The sequence below is a fragment of the Alienimonas chondri genome (assembly GCF_013036045.1).
Lineage (GTDB): Bacteria > Planctomycetota > Planctomycetia > Planctomycetales > Planctomycetaceae > Alienimonas > Alienimonas chondri.
This window is the reverse complement of the sequence record NZ_WTPX01000142.1, coordinates 1-11,919: the sequence shown is the minus strand read 5'-3', so window position 1 is coordinate 11,919 and position 11,919 is coordinate 1. Positions and strand designations below refer to the sequence as shown.

Below are 11,919 nucleotides of genomic sequence, written 5' to 3'. Positions count from 1 at the left end.
CGCGACGGCCGCCAGCGCCGCGACGCGGGCGGCCAGCACGAGCCGATCCCGGAGTTCCGACCGCCGACGGGCCGGCGTGACGGCGGTCAGGAACCGCATCGCCGCCCACGGCTCCACCGGCGCCCACCGTCCGGCGAGCCAGTGAATTGCGATCGGAACGCCGGCGGAGGCGACGAGCCATAACAGAGCCGGGTGGGCGAACGTCACGACCCCGCCGCCTCGCACTCGGCAGCCGTTGACTCATCCGCCGCAGACTCATTCGTCTCCACCGCAGACTCATTGGTCGAAGCCTCTTCCGCATCAGAGGCTTCCGGCGCCGGCGGTTCCGCTTCCCCCTCATCGGACGACGCGGCGGGCGGGGGCAGGGGATCGCCGTTGTCGTCGAGCGGACGCACGCGGACGGAGAGCACTTCCATGCCGGCGACTTCATGCTTCATCGACACCAGTCGCAACGCCGCCCGGCCGGACGCCGGAAGGTTTGAAAACGTGCTCTGATCCGTTTGAAAGCCGTTGCGATAAGACGTCGCCTCGTCGCCGACAATCCGCAGCTCCATGACGTCGTAGCCCTCCGGTGCGCCGTTCTCCTTCTGCGCTTGATACGCGTTTTCGGAGTTCGTCGCGGGCGTTGCAGGCGGACCGGGGCGGTTGTCCATTCGGCGTAGCCGTCCGCCCATGCTCGAGGCGTATCCGTTGTAGGTATACGCCAGCACGCCTTGCTCGGCCTGGGATCGATAACGGCCGAAGACGCCGGCGTAATACCAATTGACCGGCTTGTAGACGACGCGGATGACCGCATTTTTGAACTCCGTCTGATGGCGGAGGTTATACGTCTTGTCCCACCCGACGAGCGGCGCTCGTCCCACCAGGGAACCGTCCTGAACCGACCAAACGGTCGCATCGCCGGTCCAGCCCTTCAGCGTGCGACCGTCGAACAGATCGATCCAGCCGTCCTCGTCCGCTTCGAGGTTCGGCGCCGCCGTGTGAGCGACGAGCAGGTCTTCGTCCGGCTCCAACGGGACGAGTTTCCAGTCGCGAACCTCAAAGCGGTTTGTATCCTCCCGGTTCTGCCAGAGGCTGACGCCGACCGGGCCGGTCGGCCTGAGATCGTTGAATAAGAAGCTGGCCGCCTCGACCCCGTTCACGAAGGTCGTGAGGCGCCGGCCGAGCGCTTCGACTTCAAGAACGTCCCACCCGTCCGGTTCGCCGTTCGTCGCCTGCGCGGCGGCAATTTGTCTCTGCACGGCTTCGTCGGGGTGGACTTGGATTTGCGGCTTGTTCGGGCGTCGACGCAGGATCAATCCCTTTGAGATCTGATCCTCCGTCGTCGTCGGCGCGATCTCGATCTTGGCGCCCCACTCTTCCGTCGGCTTGTCGATGTCATTGCGCACGGTTAAGCCGTTATAGATCCAGTTCTCGGATCGCACCGCGGCTCGGAATCGAAAATCGCGATACTTGTCGGGAGCGTAGAGGAGGCGACCTTCAAGCGGCTCGCCCGGCGACGCGGGCGGGCAGACGCCGATGAGGACGCCGTCCTCGATCGTGAAGGCGTCCCGGTCGCCGGTCCACTCTTCCAGCGGGTTTGTCGCGATTAAATCGATCGCGTCGTCGTATCGAGACGGCTCGGGAACCGGTTTGGGATCGCCGTTCTCGTCCAGCGGAAGCACGCGAATCGAGCGAAATTCGAGCCGTACGTCACTCTGACTGTTCGGTTTCAGACGCAGCGCGACGGAACCCCTCGGCGCCAGTTCGGGGAACGATTCCTGCTGAATCTGGACGCCGTTCAAATAGGAGGCGACATCGTTCCCGACAAGCCGGAGCGTGAGCACGTTCCAGCCGTCCGGCTCGCCGTTCGTCTTCGCCGCGTGCTCAGCCGCCTCCGCGAGGGGGGCTGGAGAAATGCGGGGTTCGTCGCGGCCGTCGTTCCGGTGGAGGCGTCCAGCGCCGCTCTCGGACGTGTCGTCCGAGGTATAGACCGTTACGCCGCCCTCATCTTGGCCGTCCCAGCGGACGCGGACTCCGCTGTAGAACCCGCTCGGGTTTCGATAAACCACCCGGATGAGAACGTTCCCGAAGAACTCTTCATGCCGCAGATAGGCCGGCCAGCGATCCGTACTGGCCGGGAGATACCCGGTCAGAGCGCCGTCCTCCAGAAACCAGTGTTCCCGTTCGCCGTTCCAGCCGTGGAGGGATCGCCCGTCGAATAGATCGATCCAGCCTTCCTCCGGCCACTGTTCGTCCGGGGTGGTGACCACGGAGGGGATCGCCGGGGCGAGCGGACCGCCGTCCGTCGCGTCCGCGTCGCCCGTCGCGTCCGCGTCGCCGGAGACGGCCGTCGTCTCGCCGGCGGCGATCAGGGTGGGAACGTCCGGCGTCGGACTCGTTTCCTCCGGAAGCCACATGGCGGCGACCGCCAGCGCCGTGCCCGCCAGCGCCGCGAGCGCGGCTCCGCCCCACAGCAACCGAGCGTTCCGCGAAGGGCGCCCCGTCGTGTGTCCGTCCTTGCGAACGACGTCGGATGCGAGCGAGACCTCTTCGCCGTCGGGGCTGCCGGAGAGGAGCGCCGTCAATGCGTCGCGCACCTCATGCATGCTCTCGAGCCGTTCCGCGGGGTCGCGGGCCGTCATTCGGCGCCAGATCTCCTCCAGGGCCGGCGGGACCGGGGGGAGGTCCGGCGCCATTTCGGCGCGAACCTCGCCGGGCGGGCGGGGGTCTTCGCTGTAGGCTTTGGCCATCACGGCGGAGGCCGGCCCCTCGAACGGCAAACGCCCGGTCAGCAGTTCATACAGCATCACGCCGAGGGCGTAGACGTCGGTCCCGGGACCGATCTGCTCGTGCTGGCCGGCGATCTGTTCGGGACTCATATAGGCCGGCGTGCCCAGCGTGGCGCCGGTCCGGGTGAGGCGGCCCTGGTCTTCGCCGGTGACGCGGCGGGCGAGGCCGAAGTCCGTAATGGACGGTTCGCCCTGTTCGTCCAGCATGACGTTGCCGGGCTTCAGATCGCGGTGTACCACGCCGTTGTCGTGGGCGTGGGCCATCGCGTCGGCCAGTCGGGCGATCAGCCGCACCGCGGATCGGATCGGTTGCGGCCCGCTGACGGCGTCCCGCAGGCTTTGGCCGGGGATATACGTCATCGTGAGGTACAACCGGCCGTCCTGCTCGCCGGCGTCGAACACCGGACAGAGGTGACGATGCCGCAGCGTGGCGGCGGCGCGGGCCTCCGCGAGGAAGCGGTCGGCGTGGTCCGCCGAGGAGGCCGCGGCGTCGGAAGGGATCTTCAACGCGACGTCCCGATCAAGTTGCATGTCATGGGCGAGGTAGACCGACCCCATCCCCCCGCGTCCCAATTCCCGCTCGATGCGATAGCGGCCGAACGCCAGGCTGTCCCTGGGGAACCGGCTCTCTCCGTCCGCCTCCGACAGGCCGTCTCCCGCAGCTTCCGTCACTGCGGCGTCGGCGAGCGTCGGGGGAACCTCAGCGACCGTCGGGGGGGCGTCGCCGACGGGCGGGGGGGCGGAATCGGAGGCGTCGATCCCGCCGGGGGCGATCATCGTGACGTCGTCGCGTCCGCCGGTGTCGTCCTCTTCCGCTCGATCGTCGGATTCCAGCCGATCGGCGGGCTTCGGCGTCCCGGAGGCGAGAGTTTGAGTTTCGGTCTCCTCGGGGGCCGCTGGTTGAACAGAGCCATCGGCGCGGACCGCCGGATCGCCGTTCCGGGGTTCGCCGTTTTCGGCGAGCGGCTCGTTTTCAGAATCGTCAACGGGGCGAGACATAACGCGAACGAACCGGAGGCTTGTGCAACGCCGGGAAGCATATCGCCGGCCCGGAGCGGACGCATCGTTCTTCGCATCGCAGCTTGACCGCGATCAGTCCTCCGCGGCGGGGATCGATCCGCCGTTCTCGTCCCTCGGGCGAACGCGGCGGGAGCGAATTTCAGAGCGATTGACCTCGTCGGGATTTCCAGTGAAGCCGACCTTTACGGCGCCCTCCGTCGGCGCCTCGGGGAACGACCTGCGACTCGATTCGACGCCGTCGACCGTCATGACGGCCGCCTCGCGCCACCGATCTCCTCAAATCCGGACCGAACGGTCCCGAAATGAATTTCCGCGATCGCCTCCACGTCCGGGGCGTAGCCGCCGGCCATCACGGCGGCGACCGGGAGGCGCCGATCGTTCGCCCACCGATAGACCGTGCGATCGCGTTCGAGCAGCCCCGCGGTCGAGAGGCGTAATCGTCCGAGCCGGTCCTGTTCATACGGGTCGGCCCCGGCGACGTAAATCACGAGGTCGGGGGAGAATCGGCGATCGAGTTCCCCCAGCGCCTCCGCGAGCGCCGCGAGATACGCCGCGTTCCCGGTTCCGTCCGACAGGGGGACGTCCAGATCGCTGGTCTCCTTCCGCCCCGGATAATTGCGGGCGCCGTGCAGGGAGAGGGTGAACGTGAGCGGGTCGTCCTCGCAGAGCCTGGCCGTGCCGTTGCCCTGATGGACGTCGCAATCGACGATCGCGGCCCGTTCGATCAGTCCCCGCGAACGCAGGTCGCGAACGGCGGCGACGGCGTCGTTGAACAGGCAGAAGCCTTCGCCGTGATCGGCGAACGCGTGGTGCGTGCCGCCGGCCAAATTGGCCGCGAACGGTCGGCCGGCGTGCAACCCCGCGACCGCATCGCCGCAGGCAGCGATCGTCGCCCCAACGCTGCGGCGGGAGCGTTCCACGAGGGCTTTGCTCCAGGGAAATCCGAGCCGATTGACCTCCTGCCGGGTCAAATCGCCGGTCCTCATCCGCCGCAGATAGTCCGCCGCATGCACGCGGAGCAGTTGTTCATTCGTCGCGGCCGGGGGGAGTTTCAGTTCCAGCCCCCCTGGCGCCGCATCGGCCAGCCAGGCGGCGACGCGTTCCCGCAGCAGGGTGTATTTCGCCATCGGGAACCGATGCCCGTCCGGCAGCGGCAGGGCGAAGGTGTCGGTGTGGTAGAGCACGGAGTCGGCGAGCGAGGGGTGCCCGCCTCGTTCGCGGAGGGCGGGAGATGCGAATCGTAGGGGCGGTTTCCGATTCCGCCGCCCGTCGCGTGCCGGACGGCGTTGAGGGGCGTCCCGCGGGCTGTCATTCTCCCCGGTCAGATCAGCCGTCGCTCATGCGGCGTTCGCTCCGCATTCGTCCTCAGACCCGCCGCGCCGATGTCCCCGTTTCTGATCCTCGCCGTCGGGGTCGCGGTGGTGCTGATCTTGATTCTCGGCTTCAAGATCAACGCCTTCCTCGCCCTGCTGACCGCGGCGCTGACGGTCAGCTTGATGAACCCGCTGACCGCCGACGGCGACGGGTTCGAGGCGGTGCAGGTCGGAGCCAAGGTGGCCCGCGTGGCGGAGGCGTTCGGCGGGTACGCCGGCAACGTGGGATTGGTGATCGCCCTGGCCGCGGTCGTGGGCACCTGCCTATTGGAAAGCGGGGCGGCGGACCGCATCGTGAAAAGCTTCGTGGGTCTGCTGGGCCAGGAGAAAAGCCCGATCGCCCTGCTGGGCAGCGGATATATCCTGAGCGTCCCGGTCTTCTTCGATACGGTCTTTTATCTGCTGGTGCCGTTGGCGCGCAGTTATTACGCCAGCACCCGGAAGAATTATTTGAAGTGCCTGATCGCGATCGCTGCCGGCGGGGCGATCACGCATACCCTCGTGCCGCCGACGCCGGGGCCGCTGACGCTCGCGGAGAACCTCGATATCGACCTCGGCGTGATGATGGGCGTGGGAGCGTTGATCGCGCTGCCTTCGGCGATTGTGGGCTTGATGTTCGGCTCGTGGATCGACCGGAAAATGCCCGTCACGCCGGGCGGTCCGGGGATGGCGGAGGCGCCGGACGCGCTGCCCGGCGGCCCGGACAGCAGCACCAGCTTGGGAGGGGACACGCTGGCCAGCGGCGAGCCGGCCGACGTGCCGAACCCGGACGCGGCGGCTCATCTCACGAACCCTCAGGCGGCGGACGCCCGCCGGGCGCCGAAGCTGCCGCTCTGGCTGGCGCTGGTCCCGGTGCTGCTGCCGGTCGCGTTGGTCGGGTTGAAGACGTCCGGCGACACTTATCTGCGAGGTCAGATCGGCGTGATGAAGGACGCCGGGATGATCGAGTCGACCCTGGCCCCCGGCGCCGCGGAGAGCGCCGCCGACGCGTTGGCGGCCGACGAGACGAACGACGACCCAGCGGTCGTGGAGTACCGTCGTCGGCGGGACGGCCTCGTCGGCTACGCCCGGGTGATCGGCGACGCGAACTTCGCCCTGCTGCTCAGCGCCGCGGCCAGCCTGTTCCTGCTCTGGCGGCAGCGTCGCCCGAGCCGCGAAGCGATCGGCCGGTTGGTCGAGACGAGCCTGATGAGCGGCGGCGTAATTATTCTCATCACCTGTGCCGGCGGAGCGTTCGGGGCGATGTTGAAAGACGCCCGCGTGGGCGCCGCGATCGGCGAGTTTTTCGGGGACAGCGCCACCAGCGGCTTCGGTCTGCTGGTGTTGGGCTTCGGCGTCGCGGTGCTGCTCAAGTCCGCCCAAGGGTCGAGCACCACGGCGATGATCGTGACCAGCAGCATCCTGGCGAAGTTCGTCACCGGCCCGGACGCCGCCGAGTTGCCGTTTCACCCTGTCTACCTCGGCACCGCGATCGGCGGCGGCAGCTTGGTGGGCAGTTGGATGACCGACAGCGGTTTCTGGATCTTCGCCAAGATGGGCGGCCTGACCGAAGCGGAGACCCTCAAGAGTTGGACGCCGCTGCTGACGATCCTGGGCGTCACCTCGTTCCTCAGCAGCCTGCTGCTGGCCTGGGCGCTGCCGTTGGTGTGAGGAGCTCCTGCGTTACCAGCCCGACGCGCCAGCGTCGGCCGTCGACGCAGCCGGCGGGGGGACGGGGTTTGATCGCGATGCACACAGCCGACGCTTGCGCGTCGGGCTGGTAGGCAGGGGCTATTGCCGGTTGCGGACGTAGTCGATCGTCTCTTCCAACCCTGATTGGTCGTTGATGTATCGGGCGCTGCCGCCGTCAGACCACCACTTGAGGCGTCCTGCGCCGTCTAACTGTTTGAGGACTCGCGTGGCCCAAGACTTGAGTTCGGTCCGAGCTTTCTTGGGGTGGACGTCAGTCGCAGTCAGCACCACATGCACGTGGTTCGTTCGTACGTTGACCGCATGAAGCGTCCAGCCTCGAATCTCGCAGTGCCTCTGCACGATCGCCTCGACCGCCTGTCGTTGGGAGGCGGTCAGTCGGCAGGGTTCCTCACGCATGATGCGAGAGGCGAAATCACGCCGCCGTTCGTCCGGGGCAAGCCGGATCCCGCCCCGACCGATCGATCCACGTTCGTCGCCTGGGAGCCATGTCCCCGACGTCGTCCAGGTGAGGAAATAAGCAGTGGGATCGGAATACGGCGCCGACATCGCTCCAGAATACCAGCCCGACGCGCCAGCGTCGGCCGTCGGCGCAGCCGGCGGGGGGACGAAGTCTGATCGCGACGCGCACGGCCGACGCTGGCGCGTCGGGCTGGTAGGATGTCCGATCTCCCTGTCCGTCCAACGAAATAGACCGTGTCCGACGCTCCCACCGCGATCCGTCCGATCGTTCAGCCGGTCACCGACCGCATTCTCAAAAGCGACGGCGAGGCCGGCGCCGCGTCGTTCGTGATCTTCGGGGCCAGCGGAGACCTCACCGCCCGCAAACTGCTGCCGGCGTTGTACGACCTCTGGCAAGACGGGTATCTCTCCGACGCCTCCCCCATCATCGGCGTCGCCCGGCGGGACAAAACGGACGCCGAGTTCCGCGAGGAGATGCACGTCGCGGTGAACGAGGAAGCCCGCACCGCCCCGATCGCCCCCGGCGACTGGGACCGGTTCGCCGCCCGGCTCTTTTATCGCCGGCTGGATATCGCCACGCCGGAGCAGTACCCCGCGTGGGGGGAGTCAATCAAAGCGATCGAACGCGAAGCCGGCGTGACCGATCGCCGGATCGCGTATCTCGCCGTCGGACCGTCCCTGTTCCACGACTGCGTCGAAGCCCTCGCGGGCGGGGGATTGATCCCCGAGGACGATCAGGACGACCATCCGCCTTGGCTGCGGGTCGTGGTCGAAAAGCCGTTCGGCACCGACCTCGAAAGCGCCAAGGAACTCAACCACGACCTCCGCGTTAAACTGCGGGAAACGCAGCTGTATCGAATCGATCATTATCTTGGCAAGGAGACGGTTCAAAACGTCTTGATGTTCCGGTTCGGCAACGGGATCTTCGAACCGTTGTTTAATCGCCAGCACGTCGATCATGTGCAGATTACGGTGAGCGAATCGCAGGGCATCGAAGGCGGCCGCGGCGGGTATTACGACACCGCCGGCGCGCTGCGGGACGTGCTGCAAAACCACGTTTTGCAACTGCTGGCGCTGGTGGCGATGGAGCCGCCCGCGAAGTTCGCCGCGGACGATATCCGCGACGAGAAACGCAAGGTGATGGAGGCGCTCCGGCCCGGCGGCGAGAAACTGGACGACTGGGCGATCGCCGGTCAATACGTCGCCGCGAACGGCAAAAAGGGCTATCTGGAGGAGGACCGCATCAAAGAGGGCAGCACGACGGAAGCCTTCGCCGCGCTGAAATGCCGGGTCGATAACTGGCGCTGGAGCGGCGTGCCCTTTTATCTCCGCACCGGCAAGCGCCTGCCGGAGAAGCTCACCGAGATCGCCGTGCAGTTCAAACTGCCGCCGATGCAGCTCTTCCGCACCGTCGAGTGCAGCGGCGACGTCTGCGACCTCATTGGCGCCCAGCCGAACCGACTGGTCTTCCGCGTGCAGCCGAACGAAGGGATCGAACTCAGCTTCTCCTCGAAGCGCCCCGGGATGCAGTATCAGATTCACCCCGTCCGCATGGACTTCGACTACAGCGAAGCCTTCCCCACGAAGCTGCCCGAAGCGTACGAACGTCTCCTGTTGGACGTGATGCGCGGCGACCGCACTCTGTTCACCCGGGACGACGAATTGGAAGCCGCCTGGCGGTTCCTCGACCCGATCCTCAAGGCGTGGGCCAAGCCGGAGCACAAACCGCAGGAGTATCCCGCCGGCACGTGGGGACCGGACGCCGCCGAACAGTTGATGAGCGACAGCGGCCGCCAGTGGCGCGGGGAGTAATCCCCGACCCGCACGCCGCAGGTCGATTTCCGCCGCTCAGCGACCTGCGGCCCGCCAGCGTTTCATCAGTTCGACGTTCGCCTCGACGTCGGCGCTGTATTCGGGCTTTCTCGCGCGGAAGCCGGGGGTGAGATACGCCTCCATTTCGGCCTCGTAGGCCGGCAGCGGTTCGCGTTCCCGCCCCAGATCCCCCGTCTCGATCTCCCAGCGGTTCAAGGTCTCCCGCAGGGCGGCGAGGCGCTCGGCGTAGGCGGGGTCGGCGGCGAGGTTCCGAACCTCCCAAGGGTCCGCCGAGAGATCGTAAAGCTCCTCGTCCGGTCGGCTCTCCGCCAGATGCAACGACTGCACCGCGTTCAGTCCGCCCGCGGCGATCGACGCCCGCAGGGCGATCATGAACGGCTTGTGGTCTTTATAGGCACACGGCTGGAGGTACGGCCGAGTGGGACGATCGTTTCGGAGGTATTTGAAGTCCCCCGCTCGTATCCCACGGATGCGATCCTCCGTTTCGTCGCAGCGGTCGCGGGCCAGCGCGACGAACGACCGCGGCTCGGCGGTCGGCCCGAACAGCGGGCGTCCCTGCATCCAGGCCGGCGCCTCGACGCCGGCCATCGACAGCGAGTCGGCCGCCAGATCGATTTGCAGAACCGGATCGACGCGGACACCGGCGTCGAGCCCGGGGCCGGAGACGATCAGCGGGATCTTCGCGCCCTCGTCGTAGAGAAACTGCTTGCCCCGGGGGCTGCTGATGCCGTGGTCGGTAAGGAAGTACACCACGGTGTCCTCCCGCAGCCCCTCGCGTTCGAGTCGATCGAGAATGAGACCGACCTCCTCGTCGGTTCGTTGGACGGTGTTGAGATAGGCCGCCCAGTCCGCCCGGAAGGCGGGAAGATCCGGGTAGTAGGGCGGCAGTTCGACCTCGTCCGGGGCGACGGGGTCGTCCAGCGAGGCGGCCAGCTTTCGGAACGCCGGTTCGCTCGTCCCCCGGATCTTTCCCCCATGAAGCTGCACCTGAGCGAAGAAGGGTTGCCCGTCTTCTCGGCCCGACCAGTCGGCGCCGTCGTAGAGGGCCGCCCGATCGAACTCGAAGTTATAATCTTCCTTGCCGGGCTTCGGTCTGCCGGGCCGTTCGCCTGCGGAGAACGACAGATTGCAGGTGTAATACCCCGCGGCCCGAAATAACTCCGGAGTCGTGACGACCGGGGCGGGCAGCCGGATCTTGTGCGTCCCGCGGGAACTCCGGTGGTGATGGGCTCCGATGGAGGTTTGATACATGCCCGTGATCAATGCGGAGCGGCAGGCGGAGCACACCGGGGCCGTGACGTAGGCGTTTTCGAAGACGACGCCGTCCGCGGCGAGTCGATCGACGTGCGGCGTGTTCACCAGCAGTTCGCCCTGGTAGCCGAAGTGGCAGGACATATCCTCCACCACGATCCAGAGGATATTCGGGCGGGTTGCAGCGGGCTCGGCGACGTCCGGGAGGGCGGCGAAGGCCAGCAGCGGGAGTAGGGCGGCGGTCATGGCGGCGGGGGGGAAGCATGGACGGGCGGCCCCACAGTCGTCAGTCCGCCTCCGCGCCGCCATCCTCGCAGGCGCCTTCCACGGGAGACCGGTACGCGCCGAGGCGGTCGCCGACCCGCGGCGTTGCCCGCGTCGCTGCCGGCGCGGATGATCGTGCGCTCGCTCGTTCGACCCGTCCGCCCCCCGCTTCCGTATGTTCCGCTCCCTCGCCCCCCGCCCGGCCGTCAAGAGACGGCGTGCGAATGGGAAGTCGAAGAACGGCCAGCCGCTCAAAAAGCGGATGCCGGCTCCGATCTACGGCCCGGCCGAACACGAGGCCTTGGCGAAGGCTGGGCGGTTCAATGCGGAACTGATGGACGTGCTGCGTCCGCACGTCGCGCCCGGCGCGACCACCGCGGAGCTGGACAAGATCGCCCATGAGTACACGCTCGATCACGGCCACCGCCCCGCGACGCTGGGCTACGAGAACGCTCATGGCGGACGCGATTATCCCGCGAGCATCTGCACCAGCGTCAACGAGGTCGTCTGCCACGGCATCCCCTGCGACTACGTCTTGAAGGACGGGGACATCGTCAACGTGGACCTGACCACGGTCGTCGAAGGCTGGCACGGCGACAGCAGCGAGACGTTCCTCATCGGCGAGGTCGACCCGCAAACGGTCGATCTGGTGCAGGCCACCTTCGACAGCCTCTGGGCCGGCATCCACGCGGCGAAACCGTGGGGCACGGTGTTCGACATCGGCCGGGCGATTTTCAGCCTGGCCCGCGACCGCGGGTACGGCGTCGTTCGCAACTTCCAGGGGCACGGGCTGGGCACGGAGTTTCATCAGGAACCCGGCATCCCCCACTACCCGGAAGACCGGGCGAAGAACGTCGTGTTGAAGCCGGGGATGTGCTTCACGATCGAACCGATGTTGAACGCCGGCACGCAGGACACCGGCAAGCCGGACCGTCGCGACGGCTGGAGCGTTCGCACCAAGGATCGCAAACCCAGCGCCCAGTTCGAGCACACGTTATTCATGACCGATCACGGCCTCGACGTGCTGACCGCCACGCAGAACGGCCCCGCGGAGGGACATCGGTTCGGCGAGTGAAATCGTCGACGCTCGCCGGCCGATTCTCCCTTCTCCCGTGAGGGAGAGGAGCCGCGGGTGAGGGTGAGCGATCGCTCTCCCGCATCCATTGCTGCGGGGGCGGGCCATGAACTGTCAAAGAGCGTCGGCCGCGTGAAGGGGGGCCGGTTGGGTTCAGCCCCCTCACCCCCGACCCCTCTCC

General features: G+C 67.3%; 8 protein-coding genes. 3 read left to right on the top strand and 5 right to left on the bottom strand.

What is annotated here, in order from left to right:
* The 3 genes from LzC2_RS17160 to LzC2_RS17150 all read right to left on the bottom strand — a co-directional run.
* The coding region (locus LzC2_RS17160; RefSeq protein ID WP_171189247.1) for a BatA domain-containing protein at positions 1-207 on the bottom strand (207 nt) is incomplete at its 3' end.
* Entirely contained in the window at positions 204-3,770 is a 3,567-nt protein-coding gene (locus tag LzC2_RS17155; protein WP_171189246.1) for a protein kinase domain-containing protein, read from the bottom strand. The genes LzC2_RS17155 and LzC2_RS17160, both read right to left, overlap by 4 nt.
* A 266-nt stretch (positions 3,771-4,036) precedes the next feature.
* Entirely contained in the window at positions 4,037-4,918 is an 882-nt protein-coding gene (locus LzC2_RS17150) for a histone deacetylase family protein (RefSeq protein WP_171189249.1), read from the bottom strand.
* 255 nt (positions 4,919-5,173) lie between these two features.
* On the opposite strand from LzC2_RS17150, the gene LzC2_RS17145 reads away from it, so the two are divergent.
* The gene (locus LzC2_RS17145; protein ID WP_171189245.1) at positions 5,174-6,814 is read left to right on the top strand and encodes a GntP family permease; all 1,641 of its coding nucleotides are present in this window, start codon (positions 5,174-5,176) and stop codon (positions 6,812-6,814) included.
* Positions 6,815-6,934: 120 nt separating this feature from the next.
* Here the strand turns inward: LzC2_RS17145 and LzC2_RS17140 are convergent, their stop codons facing one another.
* The gene (locus LzC2_RS17140) at positions 6,935-7,252 is read right to left on the bottom strand and encodes a transposase (protein ID WP_171189244.1); all 318 of its coding nucleotides are present in this window, start codon (positions 7,250-7,252) and stop codon (positions 6,935-6,937) included.
* 297 nt (positions 7,253-7,549) lie between these two features.
* Between LzC2_RS17140 and zwf the strand changes: the two genes are divergently transcribed.
* Positions 7,550-9,127, top strand: a complete 1,578-nt coding sequence (zwf, locus tag LzC2_RS17135) for a glucose-6-phosphate dehydrogenase (RefSeq protein WP_315854714.1) — start codon at positions 7,550-7,552, stop codon at positions 9,125-9,127.
* Positions 9,128-9,163: 36 nt separating this feature from the next.
* Here the strand turns inward: zwf and LzC2_RS17130 are convergent, their stop codons facing one another.
* Positions 9,164-10,645 carry a sulfatase family protein gene (locus tag LzC2_RS17130; RefSeq protein ID WP_171189243.1) on the bottom strand — a complete coding sequence of 494 codons (1,482 nt, stop codon included), beginning with the start codon at positions 10,643-10,645 and terminating at the stop codon, positions 9,164-9,166.
* Between the two features lie 193 nt (positions 10,646-10,838).
* Between LzC2_RS17130 and map the strand changes: the two genes are divergently transcribed.
* Positions 10,839-11,738 (top strand): type I methionyl aminopeptidase, encoded by a 900-nt coding sequence (map, locus tag LzC2_RS17125; protein WP_414636419.1) that lies wholly within the window; start codon positions 10,839-10,841, stop codon positions 11,736-11,738.
* The last annotated feature ends 181 nt before the right edge of the window (positions 11,739-11,919 follow it).

Bases quoted from the DNA above. Each gene is read 5' to 3' on its own strand.
- LzC2_RS17155 (WP_171189246.1), bottom strand. From the start codon at position 3,770: ATGTCTCGCCCCGTTGACGATTCTGAAAACGAGCCGCTCGCCGAAAAC.
- LzC2_RS17150 (WP_171189249.1), bottom strand. From the start codon at position 4,918: ATGGCGAAATACACCCTGCTGCGGGAACGCGTCGCCGCCTGGCTGGCC.
- LzC2_RS17145 (WP_171189245.1), top strand. From the start codon at position 5,174: ATGTCCCCGTTTCTGATCCTCGCCGTCGGGGTCGCGGTGGTGCTGATC.
- LzC2_RS17140 (WP_171189244.1), bottom strand. From the start codon at position 7,252: ATGCGTGAGGAACCCTGCCGACTGACCGCCTCCCAACGACAGGCGGTC.
- LzC2_RS17130 (WP_171189243.1), bottom strand. From the start codon at position 10,645: ATGACCGCCGCCCTACTCCCGCTGCTGGCCTTCGCCGCCCTCCCGGAC.
- map (WP_414636419.1), top strand. From the start codon at position 10,839: ATGTTCCGCTCCCTCGCCCCCCGCCCGGCCGTCAAGAGACGGCGTGCG.